The sequence below is a fragment of the Streptomyces sp. NPDC014889 genome (assembly GCF_043081205.1).
In the GTDB taxonomy this organism is placed as follows: Bacteria; Actinomycetota; Actinomycetes; order Streptomycetales; family Streptomycetaceae; genus Streptomyces.
On sequence record NZ_JBIBWH010000014.1, the window covers coordinates 211,712 to 231,732 of the forward strand.

The following is a 20,021-nucleotide window of genomic DNA, read 5'->3' on the forward strand; positions in this document are numbered from 1 at the left end:
CAGGCCCTGGGATTACCCGCCGGCGCTCCGGGCCGCGGCGACCGCCCGTTCGGCGTATCCGCGGCCGAAGAGGACCGTGTGCACCAGCAGCGGGAAGAGCTGGTGCAGCCCGACACGGCCCGCCCAGCCGTCGGCGAGTGGTGCGACCTGCTGGTATCCGTCCAGTACACGGTCCAGGTGCGGGCAGCCGAAAAGCCGGAGCATCGCCAGGTCGGTCTCCCGGTGCCCGCCGTGCGCGGCCGGGTCGATCAGCCAGGCCCCGCCGTCCGCGCCCCACAGCACGTTGCCGTTCCACAGGTCGCCGTGGAGCCGCGCGGGCGGCTCGGCGGGGCCGGCCGTCCCGGGCAGCCGTTCCAGCGCGCGCTCGATCACGGCCGCCTCGGCGGGGCGCAGGGTGCCGCCGTCGGCCGCGCGGCGCAGATAGGGGAGCACCCGGTGCTCGGCGTACCAGTCCGGCCAGTCGGTGCCGGGGACGTTCCGCATCGGCGCGAGCCCGATGTACGCCTCGCGCGGCCCGCCGGGCGGGGCGGCGCCGAACGCGGGCGCCCCGGCGGCGTGCAGGGCGGCCAGGTCGCGCCCGAACCGCAGCGCCGCCCCCGGACTGGGCCGGCCGGGTGGAACCCGGTCGGTGACCAGCCACCGCCGGTCGTGGCCGAGCACGGCGGGGACCCGCACCGCGTCCGCCTCGGCGAGCCAGCGCAGCCCGGCGGCCTCGGCCCGCACCGACTCCGGTTCCTCCCCGCGCTTGACCACGACCACCCGGCCGTCGTCGAGGGCCACCTCGGCGGGGTTCGCCGCCGACGAGCCCCGGCGGGTCGCCGCACGCCCGGTCAGCCGGGCGGCAGCGGCGGCGGGATCCTCGCCGGGGCCGGGGCCTCGTGGCGGGCCGGCGGTCACGAGGGGAGGCGCTCGCGCACCCAGTCGAGCAGGCCCGGAGTCGCGGCCTCGATCATGGCCAGCACCTCCTCGAACCCCTCCGGGCCCCCGTAGTAGGGGTCGGGCACGTCCAGGTCGCCGGTCGCCCGCGGGTCGAAGGAGCGCAGCAGCCGCACCCGGGACGGTTCGTCGACGAGCCGGCGCAGCGCCTTCTCGTGATCGCGGTCCATGGCCAGGAGCAGGTCGGCGTCCAGGTGCTCGGCGCCGACCTGGGCGGCGACGTGCCGGACCGGATAGCCGTGCCGTTCCAGCGCCTCACCGGCCCGCTCGTCGATGGCCTCCCCGACGTGCCACGGGCCGATGCCGGCGCTGCTGACCCGGACCGCGTCCGCGAGTCCGGCCCGGCGCAACCGCTCGGCGAACACCAGCGCCGCGGACGGCGACCGGCAGATGTTCCCGCTGCAGACGAAACAGATGTGCACGGCCCTCAGCGTACGGGCCCCCTCCGGAGGCCGCTCACACCTGGCGTGGATCGCGCACACGGCAACCGGTCGGGGCACCGGAGGCCTTGAGCCGCCGCGGCTGGGTACGCGATCGGGACGGCCGGGGTGCCGGGCGGGGTCACCCCACCGTCGCATGCCCGTGCGCCGGTCCCCGGGCCGTGAGAGATTGACAGGACCGATGCCCGTTTCGGGTGTTTTGTTCACTTGACTCGCCGGTGCGAGCCCATGCCCGCCGACCCCGCGCACCGCCCGCGGTGCCCACGGCGCGGGCGGTGCGCGCTCGGCGGCGACGACCCACGGCGGGCGACCAGCCAGTACCCCGACAGCACGCGGCCGCGGCGCCCGGCGCCCAACGGCCGACGAGCGGAGGAACGTACGCATGAACGAGGCCAACCCCATCAAGAAGGCGGCCCGGAAGGTGACCGGCGCCCTGCACGGCGACGGAGCGGGACCGCAGGAGGGCATTCCGGGGAAGCCCGGTCCCGAGTCGCCGTCGCTGGCCGAGCCGACGGATCCCCGTGAGCCGCTGCCGCCCAAGCCGGACCAGTCCGGACCGGACACGTTCTCGCCCACCGGGCAGCCGACGGGCGCGGACCAGGCCGAAATGGCGCAGGCCGGGAGTTACCTGACCACCGCCCAGGGCACCCGGCTGTACGACACCGATCACTCGCTCAAGGCCGGGCCGCGCGGCCCGGTCCTGCTGCAGGACCACCATCTGCGCGAGAAGGTCATGCAGTTCGACCACGAGCGCATCCCCGAGCGCGTGGTCCACGCCCGCGGCGCGGCGGCGCACGGCGTCTTCCAGAGCTACGGGAGCGCCACCTCGGTGACCAAGGCCGCGTTCCTGGCCAAGGACGTCGAAACCCCGGTGTTCGTACGGTTCTCCACGGTGCTGGGCTCGCGCGGATCCGCGGACACCGTGCGCGACACCCGGGGCTTCGCGACCAAGTTCTACACCGGCGAGGGCGTCTTCGACCTGGTCGGCAACAACATTCCCGTCTTCTTCATCCAGGACGCCATCAAGTTCCCCGACGTGATCCACGCGGGCAAGCCCCACCCCGACCGTGAGATCCCGCAGGCGCAGAGCGCCCACGACACGTTCTGGGACTTCGTCACCCTGCACACCGAGGCGACCCATCACACCCTGTGGAACATGTCCGACCGGGGCATCGCGCGTTCGTACCGGATGATGGAGGGCTTCGGCGTCCACACCTTCCGGCTGGTGAACGCCGAGGGCGCCACCACGCTCGTGAAGTTCCACTGGAAGCCGAAACTCGGTGTGCACTCCCTGGTGTGGGAGGAGGCGCAGATCATCAGCGGCGTCGACCCGGACTTCCACCGGCGGGACCTGTACGACGCCATCGAAGCGGGGGCCTACCCGGAGTGGGAACTCGGCATCCAGACCTTCCCCGACACCCCCGAGCAGACCTTCGAGGGCATCGACCTGCTGGACCCGACCAACATCGTCCCCGAGGAACTCGCCCCGGTGCAGCCCATCGGACGGCTCGTCCTCAACCGCAACCCGTCGAACTTCTTCGCCGAGGTCGAGCAGGTCGCCTTCCACGTCGGCCACCTCGTCCCCGGTATCGACATCACCGACGACCCGCTGCTCGCCGGGCGCCTGTTCTCCTACCTGGACACCCAGATCACCCGGCTGGGCGGTCCCAACTTCGGGCAGATCCCGATCAACCGCACCCACGCGCCGGTCAACGACATGCTGCGCGACAGCTTCCACCAGTCGGCCGTGCACCGGGGTGTCGCGCCCTACCGTCCCAACTCCCTCGACGGCGGCTGCCCGTTCGTCGCCGGTGCGGACACGGGCGCGTACGTCGAGGCACCGGTACGGGTCCCGGAGGGCAAGAAGGTCCGGGAGGCGCCCGAGACGTTCGCGGACCACTTCAGCCAGGCGCGCCGGTTCTGGCTCAGCATGAGCCCGGTGGAGCGCGAGCACATCATCGGCGCCTACACCTTCGAACTCGGCAAGTGCTACGAGCAGGCCGTGAAGGAACGCGGTCTGCAGAGCCTGGCCAACATCGACCCCGAACTGTGCGCCCAGGTCGCGGCGGGTCTCGGCCTGCCGGCGCCCCGGCCCACCGTGTCCCTGGCCGACGTCGCGCCCAGTCCGGCACTGTCCCAGGTCGGGCGCACCTGGCCGACGGAAGGCCGGATCATCGGCATCGTCGCCGGGCCGGACGGCGACCTGGACGGGGTGCGGGCCGTGCGCGACGCGGTGCTCGCCGCGGGCATGGTGCCGCTCGTGATCGCGCCGTCCGGCGGGAAGCTCGGCAACGGCGACGGGGCGCTGACCGTCCAGCGCACCTACGCCACCGCGCGGTCCGTGGAGTTCGACGCGATCCTGCTGGCCGGCGCGCCGGGCCTGGGCGCCGACGCCTACGGCGCGCGGGACGCCAAGGCCGGACTGACCGCCGCCCAGCAGGCGACCCACGACCCGCGGGTCAGCATGCTGCTGTCCGAGGCGTTCCGGCACGGCAAGGCGATCGGCGCCTGGAAGGGCGCCGAGGCCGCGCTGGAGGCGGCCGGTGTGCCCGTCGACGCGCCCGGTGTGATCGTCGGCGCCGGCGGCCCCGCCACGCTGGAGGAGGTCACGTCCCTCCTGGGCGCCCACCGCGTCTGGGAACGCTTCCCCGCCGGCGCCTGACCAGGTCTGTTCCGTACGGGCAACGGTCTCGGGGCCGCCTTCCGGGCGGGCGCCGCCACGTTTCGCCGCGTGCGAATGTGGTGGAAGCCACGCCCTGGAGGCGGCCTGGGCCATATTGTTCGGCCCGCGTCGCGGCTACCGTTTCACGCAGTCCTTTTTGTCCGTGAACGGCTCGAACGGCCCGGCAGTGCACGAAGATCTCTCCCCGCTCATCGCAGCGACCACCCACTGGCTGACCAGCGCGTACCCGGCGTCCGGCGGCGCCTTGGCCTCCGTCCTGTGCGAGGTGCAGGCGCGCCAGGCGGTGACGGTCGCGGCCCGCCTGCGCTACCCGACGCCCATGGACGCCGCGCTGGTGCTGATGGCCGGCCCCGGAGGCTCGGCCCGCGTGGACTGGGTCGCCGGCGCGGACGGAGTCGAGACCGAGGACCCGGACACGCACGCGTGGCGCACCTGGGTGGACGAGGTCGTCCTGAGCTGGGCCGCCTGCCTGCTCACCGATTCCGAACTGGCCTGGCGCGCGGTGGACGCGCTCAGCGAGGCGACGGAACCGGCCTCCGCGCCGCCCGAGTTCCGTCGCCTGGTCACCCCCGACGAGGGCGACCGCCGCGCGGCGGCCCTGCTCCGTCACCCCGACCTCCTCGCCCCGGTCGCCGGCCTCCACCACCCCCAGCTCCTCGAACGCCTCGAAGAACAGGGGCAGGCCTTCGCCGCTTGAGGGCCGCGCCGGGCGTGCGTCAGCCGCCCGGTCGCCGGGAGCGCGGCGTCTCGGCGAGCGCCTCGCGGGCGGCGTCCAGCGCTCGTGTCCGGTCGGAGGGGACGAGGCCGATGCGGGTGCGGCGGTCCAGCAGGTCGGACTCGTCGAGGGCGCCCTCGTGGCGTGCGGCCCAGACGAGTTCGGCGCGAGTGACGGGGTGGCCCTCCAGCACGGGGGCGCGCAGGTGCGGGTCCCGGACGGCCAGGGCGTGGACGGCCGGCGCCTCCGTGCCGTAGAGGCGGACCAGGCGGCGCGGGGCCCGGAGCGCGGCCAGGGTCCGTGGTGACCCGGCGCCGACGAGGGGGAGGGCGGCCGTGGGGGAGGGACCCGCGCCGAGACCGTGCGCGGCGACGGCGGTGTCGACGGCGTCCTCGGCCATGCGCCGGTAGGTGGTGAGCTTGCCGCCCACCACGGTGATCACGCCGTCCGGCGAGGTGAGCACCGCGTGCCTGCGGGAGACGTCCGCGGTCCGGGGCGCCGGGTCGGACCCGTGCACAGGCGCCGTGTCCAGCAGTGGACGCAGACCCGCGAAGGCCCCGGCCACGTCCTCGCGGCGCACGGGCACGTCGAGGGCGGAGGCCAGTACGTCGAGCAGGAAGCCGACGTCGGACTCGGGGACCTCCGGCACGTCCGGGACGCCGCCCTCGACGGGTTCGTCGGTGAGTCCGACATAGACCCGGCCGTCGTCCTGCGGCAGGACCAGGACGAAGCGGTCGGACTCCCCGGGGACCGGGACGTGCAGCCCGGCCGGCAGCGGACCGAGCACGCCGGGGCGCAGCACGAGGTGGGTGCCGCGCGAGGGCCGCACCCGGATGCCCTCCACCAGGCCGCCCGCCCACACCCCGGAGGCGTTGATCACCGCGCGGGCCCGGATCTCGCCCTCCTCACCGGTCAGTTCGTCCCGCACCCGGGCCCCGGAACCGGTGAGTCCCAGGGCGCGGACCCGGGTGAGGACGTGGGCGCCGCGACCCGCCGCCGTACGGGCGATCGCGGTCACCAGACGAGCGTCGTCGGTCAGCCGCCCGTCCCAGGACAGCAGCCCGCCGCGCAGCCCGGCGCCGCGCACCGCGGGCGCGAGGTGGCGGGTCTCCACCGCGGACAGCCTGCGCGGCGGGAAGGGTGGCGCGGGCGGTGCGTGCCGCGAGGCGCAGCCCGTCGCCCGCGCGGAAGCCGGCCCGGGCCAGGGCGGCCTGCCCGCGCGAGACCAGCGGGGTGAGAGGCAGCACGAACGGCTGGGCGCCGACCAGATGGGGAGCGGTGCGTTCCATCAGCACACCGCGTTCGACCGCGCTCTCGTGGGCGACGTCGAACTGGGCGGAGGCGAGGTAGCGCAGCCCGCCGTGGACGAGTTTCGAACTCCAGCGGGAGGTGCCGAAGGCCAGGTCGTGCGCGTCGATCGCGGCGACGCTCAGCCCGCGCGCCGCGGCGTCCAGCGCGGCCCCGGCGCCGGTCGCGCCGAGGCCGACGACCAGCACGTCCACGGCCCGACCGCCGACGGTCCGGGACAGTTCGCGGGCGCGGCGGGCGGCGGTGAGGGAGGTGCCCGGAGCCGTGTGCGCGGGGTCGCCCGGGTCGGTGCCGAAGCTCATGGCGTCAAGGTCCTCTCCAGGATGGTCCGCAGTTCCGCGAGGAAGGCCTCGCCGTCCAGTTCGGGGTCGTCCTCCTCGGTCATGGTGCGCAGCGACAGCGTGAAGGACTGCACGACCAGCAGCAGGGACCGCGCCTGCCGCTCGGTGTGGCCGGTGCGCACGGACCCGTCGTCGTGACCCTCGCGCAGTTGGTCGGAGAGCAGGGACAGCAGCGCCTCCTGGCTGGCGCCCCGGCGGTCCAGCACATAGGGGAGGAGCAGTTCGGGGTCCACGTCGACGATCTTGCGGAAGAGCGGGTGGGCGCGGAACGCCCTCACCCCGGCCACCAGCCCGTCGACGATCAGCGTGCGCGCGCCGGTCCCCGGGGTGCGCTCCGGCATCGCCCCGACGGCCACGGCGATCCACTCCCGTGTCATCAGGTCGCCGACCAGGGACCGTACATCGGGCCGGCGGCGGTACAGCGTCATCCGGGACACGCCCGCACGGCGGGCCACGTCCGTCAGGGTCGTGCGCCGGACGCCGACGGCCATGACGCAGTCGCGCACGGCGTCGAGCACGGGATCACCGGCCGAGCGGCCGGAGCCGTCCGGGCCGTCCGAACCGTTGTGACGAATAGACGTCATGTGTCACAGTGTAACGCCTCCTTCGACACGACCGGTGAGGAACACCCCCATGGACATGCTGTGGAGCGGCTGGGGCGACCCGGCCAGGGCCGCACCGCTGCCCGACTCGGTGACCGGGCTCCTGCGCGACCTGCTCGGCGTCAGGCCGCGCGAGGCCGGACCGGTCGCCCTGGAGGAGATCCGCGTCCCCGCCTCACCGCTGACCGCGAACGCGCTCCGCGACCTGGCCGCGGCCGTGGGCGACGAGGCGCACGTCCGCACCGACGCCGAGTCCCGAGTCCGCCACACCCGCGGCAAGTCCACCCCCGACCTGCTGCGCATCAGAAGCGGCGACGTCACGGACGTCCCGGCGGCCGTGGTGCTCCCCGCCGACCACGACGACGTACTCGCCGTGCTGCGCGCCTGCGCCGCCCACGGCCTGGCCCTGGTCCCGTTCGGCGGCGGCACCTCCGTCGTCGGCGGTCTCGCCCCCGAGCGCCGGCGCCCCTTCGTCGCCCTGGACCTGCGCCGCATGAACCGGCTGCTCGCCCTGGACCCGGTCTCGCGCACCGCCACCCTGCAAACCGGCCTGCGCGGCCCGGACGCGGAGGCGCTGCTGGCCGGACACGGCTTCACCCTCGGCCACTTCCCCCAGTCCTACGAGTGGGCGACCCTCGGCGGTTTCGCCGCCGCCCGCTCCAGCGGGCAGGCCTCGGCCGGCTACGGACGCTTCGACGAGATGGTGCTCGGCCTCACCCTCGCCACCCCGGAGGGCACCGTCGAGACCGGCCGTGCCCCGCGCTCGGCGGCCGGACCCGACCTGCGCCAGCTCCTCCTCGGCTCCGAGGGCGCGTTCGGCGTCATCACCTCGGTGACGGTGCGCCTGCGCCCCCTCCCGCAGACGCGGGTCCACGAGGGCTGGCGCTTCGCCTCGTTCGAGGAGGGCGCCGCCGCCCTGCGCCGGCTCGCCCAGGACGGGCCCCGCCCGACCGTGCTGCGCCTGTCCGACGAGACCGAGACCCTGATCGGCCTCGCCCGGCCCGACGCCATCGGCTCGCCGGACGCACAGCGGGGCGCCGGCTGCCAGGCGATCGCCGGCTACGAGGGCACCGCCGAGGACACCGCGCACCGCAGACGGCGGGCCGCGGCCGTGCTGCGCGAGTGCGGCGGCACCTGCCTGGGCGAGGAACCGGGGGAGCGCTGGGCCCGCGGCCGCTACTCGGCGCCCTATCTGCGCGACTCCCTCCTGGACGCGGGCGCGTTCGCCGAGACGCTGGAGACCGCCGCCTTCTGGTCCCGCGTACCCGGCCTGTACGCCTCCGTCCGCGAGGCGCTGACCACCACACTCACCGAGGCGGGCACCCCGCCCCTGGTGATGTGCCACATCTCGCACGTCTACGAGAACGGCGCCTCGCTGTACTTCACCGTGGTGAGCGCCCAGGGCGACGACCCGGTGGCGCACTGGGCGCCCGCCAAGCGGGCCGCGAACGAGGCGATCCTCGCCGCGGGCGGCACCATCAGCCACCACCACGGCGTGGGCACCGACCACCGCGACGGATACGTCCGGGAGGCCGGACCGCTCGGCGTCGAGGCCCTGCGGGCCGTCAAACGCCGCCTGGACCCCGACGGCCTGCTCAACCCGGGCGTCCTGCTGCCCCTCGGCTGACCCCGGCCACCGCTCGACCGACCCCGGCCCGGCACCACCCGTGAGCGATCACCCTTCCGTCCCGGAGGCCCCACCGATGCGACAGTTCACCGCCATCGTCAACCCCACCGCGGGCGGATCCGCCGGGGCCGCGGCGCTGCTGCGGGTGGCCAGGCTGCTCCGGGAGGCCGGCGCCGGGGTGGAGAGCGAGTACAGCCGCAGTCTCGCCCACGCCCAGGACCTCGCCCGCCGGGCCGGAGAGCGCGACCGCGTGGTGCTCGCCGTGGGCGGCGACGGCATCGCGGGCGGCGTCGGCGGCGCCCTCAGCGGCACCGGCACCCTCCTGGGCCTGGTCCCCGCGGGCCGCGGCAACGACTTCGCCCGCGCGCTCCAACTGCCGGACGACCCGGACGCATTGGCCCGGATTCTGCTGCACGGCGCCCCGCGCCGCGTCGACACCATCGAGGTGGAGTCGGCCGCGCACCCGCGCACCGTCGTCCTCGGCAGCGTGTACGCGGGCGTCGACGCGCTCGCCAACCGGCACGCGAACAACTCCCGGCTGCTGCGCGGCGCCGCCTCCTACTACGCGGGCGGGCTGCGCGCCGTGGCCACTTGGCGGGCGGCGACCTACCACGTGACCGTCGACGGGGAGGAGCACGTCCACCGCGGCTACACCGTGGTGGCCGCCAACTCCGCCTACTACGGCTCCGGTCGCATGATCGCGCCCGGTGCCCGGGTCGACGACGGCCTGCTCGACGTGGTGATGATCCGCGAGGCGCCGCGCCGGCTCTTCTTCGCGCTGATGAACGAGCTGAAGTCGGGCGCGCACGTCGAGCGCCCCGAGGTGCGCATCCTGCGGGGCAGACGGATCCGGGTCGCCGCCGACCGGGAGGTGCCCTACGGCGCCGACGGCGAGGTCGAGGCGGTCCTGCCCGTCACGGCCCGGGTGCTGCCGGGCGCGCTCGCCGTGCTGTGCTGACCGCCCGTCGGGACGGCACCGGATTCCGTCAGGAACAGCCCCAGGCCGACATCCCCTGGAGGACGGCGAGCCGCCTGGCCACGGCGATCTGCTCTCTGCGCGAGGCCAGGTCCGCCCGGCGCGCGTACTTCAGGCCGCCCGCGGCCACCCAGCTCGACTGGCGGAACTGGAGCCCGCCGTAGTACCCGTTGCCGGTGTTCGCCTTCCAGTTGCCGCTGGACTCGCAGGCGGCGATGGCCTCCCAGTCGGGACCGAGACCGACGGCCGGAGCCGCCGTCGCCTGGGGCCCGCCGGCCAGTGCCGCGGTGGTCGCCGCGGCCAGCAGCGTCCCGCGCAGCGCGCGACGGCGAGAGGGGAGGCCGGGGGCTCTGTCGATGTTCTGCCGAATATTCATGCGCAGACTGTTACATCATATGATCGGAAAGTAGTGAAGTGGCGCGCCGGGCGATCCAGATGGAAGAGGACCTGACGCGGACGGCCCAGAGCGCCTGAGGCAGACGGACGAACACCCCGCCGGGGTCCTTCCCGGAGCCCAGTAAACCGGACACCATGCCGCGTCATGGACATTCTGCTCGTCGCCAGCGCGTTCAACAGCCTGTCCCAGCGCGTCTACGCCGAACTCACGGACCACGGCCACCACGTCGACGTCGTGCTCGCCACGCACGGCCCCGACGCCGTCCGCGCCGCCGTCGCCGAGACGAATCCGGAACTCGTCATCGCGCCGATGCTCAAGACCGCGCTGCCCGAGGACGTGTGGCGGGAACACACCTGCCTCATCGTCCACCCCGGCCCACCGGGGGACCGCGGCCCCTCCTCGTTGGACTGGGCGATCGCCGACCAGGCACCCGAGTGGGGCGTGACGGTCCTCCAGGCCGAGGCGGCGATGGACGCCGGCGACATCTGGGCGGCCATGCCGTTCCCGACGGCGCCGGTCGGCAAGAGCGACCTCTACCGCAACGAAGCCTCCGACGCCGCCGTGGCCGCCGTACTCCTGGCCGTACGGCGCTACGCCGAGGGCTCCTACAAACCGCTGCCGCAGAGCGACCCCTCCACCAGCGTCGTCTGGCGCGGCTTCCTGCGCCAGGAGCGGCGCCGCGTCGACTGGGAGAACGACAGCACCGCGACCGTGCTGCGCAAACTGCGAGGCGCCGACTCGCAGCCCGGCGTCCTCGACGAACTCCACGGCCGCGAACTGTTCCTGCACGGCGGCCACCCTGAGGACCAACTGCGAGGCCGCCCCGGAGAGTTGCTCGCCACCCGGGCGGGAGCGGTGTGCCGGGCCACCCGGGACGGCGCCGTGTGGATCCCGGAACTCAGACCGCGCAAGAACTCCGGCGACCCCGCCCCCTTCAAACGCCCGGCCGCCTCGGTCCTCGGCCCGACCGGCCTCCCGGAGGCGGCCGTACCGCTCGAACTGTCCCCGGAGCGGCGCACCTGGACCGACATCCGCTACCGGCAGCGCGGCGAGGTCGGCTTCGTCACCTTCTCCTTCCCCGGGGGCGCGATGAGCACCGACCACTGCCGCAGACTGCTCGCCGCCTACCGCCACGCCCTCTCCCGGCCCACCCCGGTACTCGTCCTCGGCGGCGCACGCGACTTCTTCTCCAACGGCATCCACCTGAACGTCATCGAGGCGTCCGACGACCCGGCCGCCGAGTCCTGGGCCAACCTGGGCGCCATGGACGACCTGGTCGAGGCGGTGCTGCACACCACCGACCGGCTGGTCGTCGCCGCGCTCGGCGGCAACGCCGCCGCGGGCGGCGTCATGCTCGCCCTCGCCGCCGACGAGGTGTGGTGCCGCACCGGCGCCGTGCTCAACCCGCACTACCGCAGGATGGGCCTGTACGGATCGGAGTACTGGACCTACAGCCTGCCGCGCCGGACCGGCACCGGCACGGCCGAGCGGCTGACCACCGAGGCCCTTCCGGTGAGCGCCGCCACCGCGCACGGACTCGGCCTGGTCGACCGTCTCGTGCCCGTCCCCGCGGGCGGGTTCACCGCCGAGGTCGACCGCATGGCGGCCGCCCTCGCCGACGCGCCCGACCTCGGCCGGCGGATCGACGCCAAGGCGTCGGCCCGCGCACGCGACGAGACGGTCCGGCCGCTCGCGGACCACCGGCGCGCCGAACTCGCCCGGATGCACGACATCTTCTTCGACCCCGCCGCCCCCTACCACGCGCTGCGCTCGGCGTTCGTCCGCAAACTCCCCGGCGCCTGCGCCCGCCCCCTGGCCCCGGCCGGCGCCCCGCTCACCGGAGGCACCCGATGACGCCGCCCACCCGGCTCCTGGTCGCCGGTGTCGGCAACATCTTCCTCGCCGACGACGCCTTCGGCCCCGAGGTGATCCAGGCCCTCGGCTCCCGCCCGCTGCCGGCCGAGGTCCGGGTGCGGGACTACGGCATCCGCGGCCTGGACCTCGCCTACGAACTCCTCGACGGCTACGACACGGCCGTCCTGGTCGACGCGGCGCCACGCGGCCACCGGCCCGGCACCCTGTCCCTGATCGAGGCGGAACTCCCCGGCGCCGGGGCCGGGGCGGCCGCCCCGCCGGAGGCCCACGGCATGGACCCGGCCAAGGTGCTCGCCCTGGCCGCGCACCTGGGCGACGGGCCGCTCCCGCGCGTCCTCGTGCTCGCCTGCGAGCCCCAGGTGCGGCCCCGCGGCGACGAGGACATCATGCCCGGGCTCAGCGACCCGGTACGGGGCGCCGTCGCCGCGGCCGTCGAGGCCCTGCACACCATGATCCCGGTGCTCCTCGCCGACCCCGCGGCCACCCCGCCGTTGGTCCGCACGGAGGAATCCGCCCCCGCGCACACGGCTGCGCTCCCGCACCTGGCCACCGAAGCGGCCGAAGATCGGTGAGCGGCCCCGGAACCGCCGTCCCCGCCCCGTCCCCCCAGCCGACTCCCAGGAGCACCGCCATGTGCCGGTCCGTCGACGTCAAGCAGGCCGTCCTCGCCAAGAACGACGACCTCGCCGCCGCTTTGCGCGGCGACCTGGCCCGGCAGGGCGTGGCCGTCGTCAACCTGCTGTCCAGCCCCGGCAGCGGCAAGACCGAACTCCTCGGCCGGGTGCTCGCCCGCGCCGTCGAACGTGGCGTCCCGGTGGCCGCGCTGACCGCGGACCTGGCGACCGAGAACGACGCCCGGCGCCTCGCCCGCTCCGGCGCTCCGGTGCAGCAGGTCCTCACCGACGGACTCTGCCACCTGGAGGCCCGGCAGGTCCGCTCCCGGCTGGAGGGCTGGCTGCCCGAGGACACGGCCGTGCTCTTCGTGGAGAACGTCGGCAACCTCGTCTGCCCCGCGTCGTACGACCTCGGCGAGAGTCTGCGGATCGTGCTGATGGCGGTGACCGAAGGCGAGGACAAGCCGCTGAAGTACCCCACCGCGTTCGGCTCCGCCCACCTGGTCGTGGTCACCAAGACCGACCTGGCCGAGGCCGCCGGCTTCGACGAGACCGCCTTCCGGGCCCATGTGCGGCAGGTCAACCCCGGCGTGGAGATCGTACGGACCTGCGCCCGCTCCGGCGACGGCGTCGACACCGTCTTGGACCGGACGCTGGCCGCCCGCGAGGGCGCCCCCCGGCACCGGCCGCCGCTCAGCCCGCAGCCCCACGTCCACGCCGCCGACGGCGAGCAGGCGCACGACCACCACACCCATCCGCACCCGGCGACCACCCCCGCCTCATGACCGCACCCGTCACCGGCCCGGTACGCCGCCGGGTCACCGTGCGCGGCACCGTGCAGGGCGTGGGCTTCAGACCGTACGTGCACCGCCTGGCCGCCGACCTCGCGCTGGCCGGCTTCGTCAGCAACACCGCCGCCGGCGTGCTGATCGAGATCGAGGGCCCGCCCGACGACGTCACCCGGTTCTGCGACCGGCTGGCCCGGCAGCCGCCCCCGCTGGCCGCCGTCACCGGCATCGGCCTGGAGGACCTTCCCGCCATCGGCGCCACCGGCCCGTTCGCCATCCGCGCCACCGAACACTCCCCGGGCCGCACCCAACTCCCGCCCGACACCGCGACCTGCGCCGACTGCCTGCGTGAACTGGCCGACCCGGGCGACCGTCGCCACCGGCACCCGTTCATCACCTGCACCCACTGCGGCCCCCGCTTCACCATCGCCACCGCGATGCCGTACGACCGCGCCGTCACGACCATGGCGGGCTTCCCGATGTGCCCCGCCTGCGCCCGGGAGTACACCGACCCCGCCGACCGGCGCTTCCACGCCCAGCCCGTGGCCTGCCCCGACTGCGGCCCCCGGCTGCGCCTGCTCCCCGCCGCCGGCAGCGGGCACCGCCCGGCCAGGGACGCGGAGGCCCTGGCCGCGGCCAGGGCCCTGCTCGCCGCCGGACGGATCGTCGCCGTCAAGGGCGTCGGCGGCTACCACCTGGCCTGCGACGCCACCGACACCCGCGCCGTCGCCACCCTGCGGGCACGCAAGGAACGCGGCGGCAAGGCGTTCGCGGTGATGTGCGCCGACCTCGCCGCCGTCGAGCGGATGGCCGACCCCACCGACCACGAACGGACCGCGCTCACCGGCCCGAGGCGTCCCATCGTCCTGCTGCGCCGGCGACCACGGCCGGACGGGCTCCGCCTGTCCGACGAGGTCTGCCCGGGCAGCCCCCACGTCGGCGTGATGCTGCCCTACACCCCCGTGCACACCCTGCTGTTCGGGCTGCCCGGCGATCCCCCCGGCCCGCGCGTACTGGTGATGACCAGCGGCAACCGTTCCGGCGAACCGATCGTCACCGACGACGAGGAGGCGCTGACCCGGCTCGCCGGGCTGGCCGACGCCTGGCTCGCCCACGACCGGCCCATCGCCTGCCCCTGCGACGACTCCCTGCTGCGGGTACGCCCCGACGGCACCGAACAGGTGCTGCGCCGCTCCCGCGGCTACGCGCCCCGCCCCCTGCGCCTGCCGCTCGCGGTGCGCCCCGCGCTCGCGGTGGGCGGCGACCTGAAGAACGTCCCGTGCGTCGGCGACGGCGAGCAGGCCTGGTTCGGGCCGCACATCGGCGACATGGGGGACCTCGCCACCCAGGAGGCCGCCCACCGGGCCGAACGGCACCTGCTGCGCCTGACCGGAGTGACCCCCGCCCTGGTCGCCGCCGACCGCCACCCCGGCTACCACTCGGCCCGCTGGGCCCGCCGCCGCGCCGCCGGACTCCCGCGGCCGGAGCCCGTGCTGGTCCAGCACCACCACGCGCACATCGCCTCGGCGATGGCCGAGCACGGCCTCGACGGCACCACGCCCGTCATCGGCGTCGCCTTCGACGGCACCGGATACGGCGACGACGGCACCGTCTGGGGCGGCGAGTTCCTGCTCGCCGACTACACCGGCCACCGCCGCTTCGCCCGGCTGACGCCCGCCCCGCTGCCCGGCGGCGACGCGGGCGTGGCCAACCCCTGCCGGCTCGCCCTGGCCCGGCTCTGGGCCGCGGGCCTGCCCTGGGACCCCCGCCTGCCCAGCGTCGCCGCCTGCACCACCGACGAACGGGCGCTGCTGAGACGGCAGTTGGAGCGCGACCTGGCCTGTGTGCCGACCTCAAGCGCGGGCCGGCTCTTCGACGCCGTGTCCTCCCTCGCGGGCGTGTGCCACCGCGCGGGCCACGAGGCGCAGGCCGCCCTGGAACTGGAGGCGGCCGCGGCCCTGGCCCGGGACGCCGACAGCGCGGCGTACCCCTTCGCCCTCACCGACGGGCCCGGCCCCCTCGGCTGCGACCCGGCGCCCATGCTGCGCGCGCTCCTCGACGACCAGCGGCGCGGCACCCCGCCGCCCGTCATCGCGGCCCGCTTCCACCGGGGCCTCGCGCGGGCCGTCGCGGAGATCTGCCACCGCGCCCGCGCGGCCACCGGCCTGACCACCGCCGCCCTCAGCGGCGGTGTCTTCGCCAACGGCTTGCTGGAGGACGAGTGCGCCGCGCTGCTCACCGCGGAAGGCTTCACCGTCCTGCGCCACGGCGAAGTCCCCCCGAACGACGGGGGACTGGCCCTCGGACAGCTCGTGGTCGCGGCGCACGAGCCACACCACCGGCGGCGCCCGGAAGCCGCCGGATGAGCCGACCGGGCCGGGACCCGCGCGAGGACCGCGGGGCCGGCGGACGACCGACAGCGACGAGACGGAGTGACCCATGTGTTTGGCAGTGCCCGGCAAAGTCGTGGCCATCGACCACCACGCCGACCCGCTCACCGGTCTGATCGACTTCGGAGGAGTGCGGAAACAGGCGTGTCTGGAGTACCTGCCCGATGTACGGGTGGGGGAGTACGTGATCGTCCACGTCGGGTTCGCCCTCCAGCGGCTGGACGAGGAGTCGGCCCGGGCGTCCCTGGAGCTGTTCAAGGAACTGGGGCTGCTGGAGGAGGAGTTCGGCGACGCCTGGGCCCAGGCGGCCGAGCAGGCCGGCGCCCCGGCCCCGCACGCCTCCGGGGCCGGGGAACGCGAGAAGAGCGGGAGTGAGGCCTGATGAAGTACATCGACGAGTTCAACGACCCGGAGCTGGCCCGGCGGCTGCTGGACGAGATCCGCGCGACGGTCACCCGGCCGTGGGCGCTGATGGAGGTCTGCGGCGGCCAGACCCACTCCATCATCCGGCACGGCATCGACCAACTGCTGCCCGAAGCAGTCGAGTTGATCCACGGACCCGGCTGCCCGGTGTGCGTGACCCCCCTGGAGGTCATCGACAAGGCACTGGAGATCGCCGGCCGCCCCGACGTGATCTTCTGCTCGTTCGGCGACATGCTGCGGGTGCCGGGCACCGACCGGGACCTGTTCCGGGTCAAGGGCGAGGGCGGGGACGTACGGGTGGTGTACTCGCCGCTCGACGCCCTCCAGCTCGCCCGGCAGCACCCGGACCGGCAGGTGGTCTTCTTCGCCATCGGCTTCGAGACGACCGCGCCCGCCAACGCCATGGCCGTGCACCAGGCCCGCCGCCTCGGCCTGGACAACTTCAGCCTGCTGGTCTCGCACGTCCGGGTGCCACCGGCCATCGAGGCGATCATGACGGCCCCGGCCTGCCGGGTGCAGGGCTTCCTCGCCGCCGGGCACGTGTGCAGCGTCATGGGCACCGCCGAGTACCCGGACCTCGCCGAGCGGCACCGGGTGCCGATCGTGGTCACCGGCTTCGAACCGCTGGACATCCTCGAAGGCATCCGCCGCGCCGTGCACCAACTCGAGCGTGGCGAGCACCGGGTGGACAACGCCTACCCGCGCGCCGTGCGCGAGGCGGGCAATCCGGCCGCCCTGACCATGCTCCAGGAGGTCTTCGAGGTCGCCGACCGGTCCTGGCGCGGCATCGGACGCATCCCCGCCAGCGGCTGGCGGCTGTCCGACGCCTACCGCGCCTACGACGCCGAGCACCGCTTCGACGTTGCGGGCATCCGCACCGAGGAGCCCGCCGTGTGCCGCGCGGGCGAGGTCCTCCAGGGGCTGATCAAACCCACCGAGTGCTCCGCGTTCGGCACCACCTGCACCCCGCGCAACCCGCTCGGCGCCACCATGGTCTCCAGCGAGGGCGCCTGCGCCGCCTACTACCTGTACCGCCGGATGACCGGACAGGCCTCGCCGGGCGCCCCGGCGCCGCAAGGCTCCCGCATCCCGCAGGAGGAGATGAACCCCGTTGGCTGAACTGGCTTCCGCGACCGCCGACGCCCCCGTCGACCCGGCGAACTGGACCTGCCCCGCCCCCCTGCGCGACCAGCCGGTCGTGGTGATGGGCCACGGCGGAGGCGGCGCCCTGTCCGCCGAACTGATCCAGGACGTCTTCGCCCCGGCCTACGGCAACCCCGTCCTCGCCGCCATGGGCGACTCCGCCGTCCTCCACCTCGGCGGCACCCGGCTGGCCTTCTCCACCGACTCCTACGTCGTCAGGCCGCTGTTCTTCCCCGGCGGCAGCCTCGGCGACCTGGCGGTCAACGGCACCGTCAACGACCTGGCGATGAGCGGCGCCCGGCCCGCCTACCTCTCCGCGGCCTTCGTGCTGGAGGAGGGCGTGGAGCTGACCGTGGTCGACCGGATCGCGCGCGCCATGGGCGCCGCCGCCGAGGCCGCCGGCGTCACCGTGGCCACCGGCGACACCAAGGTGGTGGAGGCCGGACACGGCGACGGCGTGTACGTCACCACCGCCGGTGTCGGTGTGGTCCCCGAAGGAGTGGACATCCGCCCGCAACGGGCCAGGCCGGGCGACGCCGTCATCGTCAGCGGCCCGATCGGCCTGCACGGCGTGGCGATCATGAGCGTCCGGGAGGGCCTGGAGTTCGGCGTGGAGGTCGCCAGCGACACCGCGCCCCTGGGGGACCTGGTGGCCGCCATGCTGGCCGTCACCCCGGACATCCACGTGCTGCGCGACCCCACCCGGGGCGGGCTCGCCGCCTCCCTCAACGAGATCGCCCGCGCCTCCGGCACCGGCATCCGGCTGCGCGAACGCGCCATCCCCGTCCCGGAGGCCGTCGCGAACGCCTGCGGATTCCTCGGCCTGGACCCGCTGTACGTCGCCAACGAGGGCCGGCTCGTCGCCTTCGTGCCGCCCACCGAGGCGGAGGCCGTCCTGGAGGCGATGCGCGCCCACCCGCGAGGCGCCCAAGCCGTGCTCATCGGCGAGTGCGTCGACGACCACCCGGGCATGGTGGTCGTCGCCACCGGCCTCGGCGGCACCCGGGTCGTCGACCTGCCGCTGGGTGAGCAACTGCCCCGTATTTGCTGACCCGTGGAGCCGAACGGCCCCGCCCGCGCATGACGCGCCGGCGGGGCCGTTCGGCCGTGGGGCCGCCCGTCAGGGCGTCGGCGACGGCGCGGGCTCGATGGCGGTGATCTCCAACTCCCGTCCGCTGCGCAGGTCCCGCGACGGGCGGTCGCAGTGCGGGCACCAGAAGAACGGGGGCATGCCAACCGGGAACTCCGCGTCGCACGGGACGCAGTAGGCGTGCGCGGTCACCTGCTCGACGACGAGCCGGGCCCCGGCCAGGGCGGTGCCCTCCCGCGCGACCTCGAAGGCGAAGCTGAGCGCGTCGGGCACGACCCCGGCCAGTTCGCCCACCCGCACCGTCACCACCGAGACGGCGCCCGTGCCCTCGGCGCGGGCGACCTCGTCGGCCTGTTCCACGATCGCGGTCGCGATCGACAACTCGTGCACGTCGGTCAGCTCCGTTCGGTCAGCTCCGTGAAGAACTGCTCGACGGCGGGCCACACCCGGCCCCCGCCGGACAGGCCCCGCCACTCGCGGCGGACCACGGCCAGCATCCGGAAGCAGTCGTCGACGGGCACGATCCACTGATGGTCCATGCCCTGGACGGTGTTGACGAGCAGCGCCTCCACCTCGGGCTCCATGGAGGCGAGTTCGGGGATCCGGGTGGCCAGCTTCCGCCAGGCCGCCGCGTCCACCTCCCAGCGCATGGCACCCGCCGGGCTCGGGCCCTCGGCCGTGACGGTGCCGTCGGCGCGCGGCACGAAGAAGACCAGACCGACCGGCACACCCAGCGCCGCCGTGTCGACACGCGGGAGCCGCGTCCGGCGCCGGGGGACGAGCCGGTGGTGCCCGCCGCCCGCCCCGTCCTCGGCGAAGAGCACCGAGCAGGGGCCGCAGGCGCACAGCACCTCGGCCTCGGCGGTGTCGTAGAGGTGGCGGTGGTCCTCGGGCACCGGCGCGGCGCACAGATCGCACACCTCGCCCGCGGTCGCGGCGCTCGCGCCGGCCGAGGAGCGGATGAGGCGGGCCAGCGCCCCGTCCCCGGTCACCGTGGCTCCTGCGACCGTGGCGCGGAGCGGCGTGTGAGCGTGTCCAGGGGGACGAACGCCGGAGCCGGCTCGGGGGCGCCGGCCACCGCCTCCACCGCCGCCAGTTCGGGAGCCGCGGCGAGCACGGCCGCACGGACGGCGTCGCTCACGTCGTCCGTGGCGCCGCCGCACCCGGAACCGCACCCGCCGCCGCCCGTGGTGACCCGTACCCGGGCCACCTGCTCCTCCAGGCCCACCCACTCGACGTCGCCGCCGCGCTCCCGCACGGCAGGGCGCAGCCGTTCGACGGCGCGCTCGGCCCGGCGCCCGGCCGGCTCGGGGTGGATCTCGTGCAGGACCAGCAGGTGGCCCACCAGCTCGTCCTCGGCCAGACGCTCCCTCAGTTCACCGTCCGACCGGTCGAGTACGCGGCCCAGTGCCTCGCCGTAGACCTCGGTCAGCAGCCGCACCGCCTCCAGGGCGGACCGCACGGTCGGCCCCGGAGCGGCCTCCAGGCCCGCGAGGAGTTCGTCGAGCCGGGCGAGCCGCGCCTCGACGTCCGGGTCCGCGAGCCGGCCGGTCCGGGTGCCCTGCTCCGTGTCAGACATGGTCGGTTCCGTAGGTGGGGGTGTGGGTGGTGGTGAGGGTTTTGCCGTTGCCGAGGTACATGTGGACGCCGCAGGGGAGGCAGGGGTCGAAGCT

18 protein-coding genes and 1 pseudogene are annotated in these 20,021 nt (G+C 75.0%); 11 read left to right on the plus strand and 8 right to left on the minus strand.

What is annotated here, in order from left to right:
* Positions 1 to 12: 12 nt before the first annotated feature.
* Positions 13 to 897 carry a fructosamine kinase family protein gene (locus ACF09J_RS27470; RefSeq protein ID WP_392308122.1) on the minus strand — a complete coding sequence of 295 codons (885 nt, stop codon included), beginning with the start codon at positions 895 to 897 and terminating at the stop codon, positions 13 to 15.
* Positions 894 to 1,358 (minus strand): low molecular weight protein-tyrosine-phosphatase, encoded by a 465-nt coding sequence (locus tag ACF09J_RS27475; RefSeq protein WP_392308123.1) that lies wholly within the window; start codon positions 1,356 to 1,358, stop codon positions 894 to 896. The genes ACF09J_RS27470 and ACF09J_RS27475 overlap by 4 nt, the downstream gene beginning before the upstream one ends.
* A gap of 400 nt (positions 1,359 to 1,758) precedes the next feature.
* Between ACF09J_RS27475 and ACF09J_RS27480 the strand changes: the two genes are divergently transcribed.
* On the plus strand, positions 1,759 to 4,038 hold the full coding sequence (locus ACF09J_RS27480) for a catalase (RefSeq protein WP_392308124.1): 2,280 nt from the start codon (positions 1,759 to 1,761) through the stop codon (positions 4,036 to 4,038).
* Between the two features lie 187 nt (positions 4,039 to 4,225).
* Positions 4,226 to 4,756 carry a hypothetical protein gene (locus ACF09J_RS27485; protein WP_392308125.1) on the plus strand — a complete coding sequence of 177 codons (531 nt, stop codon included), beginning with the start codon at positions 4,226 to 4,228 and terminating at the stop codon, positions 4,754 to 4,756.
* Positions 4,757 to 4,775: 19 nt separating this feature from the next.
* Here the strand turns inward: ACF09J_RS27485 and ACF09J_RS27490 are convergent.
* Positions 4,776 to 6,384, minus strand: a pseudogene (locus tag ACF09J_RS27490) (glycerol-3-phosphate dehydrogenase/oxidase).
* Positions 6,381 to 7,007, minus strand: coding sequence for a TetR/AcrR family transcriptional regulator (locus ACF09J_RS27495; protein ID WP_392308126.1), 627 nt, complete (start codon positions 7,005 to 7,007; stop codon positions 6,381 to 6,383). Before ACF09J_RS27495 ends, ACF09J_RS27490 begins: the two are co-directional and overlap by 4 nt.
* A 49-nt stretch (positions 7,008 to 7,056) precedes the next feature.
* Here ACF09J_RS27495 and ACF09J_RS27500 point away from each other — a divergent pair, with 49 nt between their 5' ends.
* Together ACF09J_RS27500 and ACF09J_RS27505 are read left to right on the plus strand one after the other, a co-directional pair.
* Entirely contained in the window at positions 7,057 to 8,652 is a 1,596-nt protein-coding gene (locus tag ACF09J_RS27500) for an FAD-binding oxidoreductase (RefSeq protein WP_392308127.1), read from the plus strand.
* A gap of 76 nt (positions 8,653 to 8,728) precedes the next feature.
* Complete coding sequence (locus tag ACF09J_RS27505; RefSeq protein WP_392308128.1) at positions 8,729 to 9,610, plus strand: YegS/Rv2252/BmrU family lipid kinase; 882 nt, start codon at positions 8,729 to 8,731, stop codon at positions 9,608 to 9,610.
* Positions 9,611 to 9,638: 28 nt separating this feature from the next.
* Here the strand turns inward: ACF09J_RS27505 and ACF09J_RS27510 are convergent, their stop codons facing one another.
* Positions 9,639 to 10,004: a transglycosylase family protein gene (locus ACF09J_RS27510; RefSeq protein ID WP_392308129.1), complete on the minus strand. Its 366-nt coding sequence runs from the start codon at positions 10,002 to 10,004 to the stop codon at positions 9,639 to 9,641.
* A gap of 165 nt (positions 10,005 to 10,169) precedes the next feature.
* On the opposite strand from ACF09J_RS27510, the gene ACF09J_RS27515 reads away from it, so the two are divergent.
* The 7 genes from ACF09J_RS27515 to hypE all read left to right on the plus strand — a co-directional run bounded on the left by ACF09J_RS27515 (position 10,170) and on the right by hypE (position 18,309).
* Entirely contained in the window at positions 10,170 to 11,879 is a 1,710-nt protein-coding gene (locus ACF09J_RS27515; RefSeq protein ID WP_392308130.1) for a hydrogenase maturation protein, read from the plus strand.
* The gene (locus ACF09J_RS27520) at positions 11,876 to 12,472 is read left to right on the plus strand and encodes a hydrogenase maturation protease (protein ID WP_392308131.1); all 597 of its coding nucleotides are present in this window, start codon (positions 11,876 to 11,878) and stop codon (positions 12,470 to 12,472) included. Before ACF09J_RS27515 ends, ACF09J_RS27520 begins: the two co-directional genes overlap by 4 nt.
* A gap of 59 nt (positions 12,473 to 12,531) precedes the next feature.
* Positions 12,532 to 13,299, plus strand: a complete 768-nt coding sequence (gene hypB, locus ACF09J_RS27525; protein ID WP_392308132.1) for a hydrogenase nickel incorporation protein HypB — start codon at positions 12,532 to 12,534, stop codon at positions 13,297 to 13,299.
* On the plus strand, positions 13,296 to 15,668 hold the full coding sequence (gene hypF, locus ACF09J_RS27530) for a carbamoyltransferase HypF (protein ID WP_392308133.1): 2,373 nt from the start codon (positions 13,296 to 13,298) through the stop codon (positions 15,666 to 15,668). Before hypB ends, hypF begins: the two co-directional genes overlap by 4 nt.
* Before the next feature lie 73 nt (positions 15,669 to 15,741).
* Positions 15,742 to 16,074, plus strand: a complete 333-nt coding sequence (locus ACF09J_RS27535) for a HypC/HybG/HupF family hydrogenase formation chaperone (protein WP_392308134.1) — start codon at positions 15,742 to 15,744, stop codon at positions 16,072 to 16,074.
* Positions 16,074 to 17,234, plus strand: coding sequence for a hydrogenase formation protein HypD (gene hypD, locus ACF09J_RS27540; RefSeq protein WP_392308135.1), 1,161 nt, complete (start codon positions 16,074 to 16,076; stop codon positions 17,232 to 17,234). The genes ACF09J_RS27535 and hypD overlap by 1 nt, the downstream gene beginning before the upstream one ends.
* Positions 17,227 to 18,309 carry a hydrogenase expression/formation protein HypE gene (gene hypE, locus ACF09J_RS27545; RefSeq protein ID WP_392308136.1) on the plus strand — a complete coding sequence of 361 codons (1,083 nt, stop codon included), beginning with the start codon at positions 17,227 to 17,229 and terminating at the stop codon, positions 18,307 to 18,309. The genes hypD and hypE overlap by 8 nt, the downstream gene beginning before the upstream one ends.
* 69 nt (positions 18,310 to 18,378) lie before the next feature.
* Here hypE and hypA read toward each other — a convergent pair whose 3' ends face one another.
* The 3 genes from hypA to ACF09J_RS27560 are packed head-to-tail and all read right to left on the minus strand — an operon-like array spanning position 18,379 to position 19,927.
* Positions 18,379 to 18,738 (minus strand): hydrogenase maturation nickel metallochaperone HypA, encoded by a 360-nt coding sequence (gene hypA / locus ACF09J_RS27550; RefSeq protein WP_392308137.1) that lies wholly within the window; start codon positions 18,736 to 18,738, stop codon positions 18,379 to 18,381.
* Between the two features lie 5 nt (positions 18,739 to 18,743).
* A complete protein-coding gene (locus tag ACF09J_RS27555) occupies positions 18,744 to 19,340 on the minus strand; it encodes a DUF5947 family protein (RefSeq protein ID WP_392308138.1) in 597 nt (198 codons plus the stop codon).
* Complete coding sequence (locus tag ACF09J_RS27560; protein WP_392308139.1) at positions 19,337 to 19,927, minus strand: NifU family protein; 591 nt, start codon at positions 19,925 to 19,927, stop codon at positions 19,337 to 19,339. Before ACF09J_RS27560 ends, ACF09J_RS27555 begins: the two co-directional genes overlap by 4 nt.
* Positions 19,928 to 20,021 lie beyond the last annotated feature (94 nt).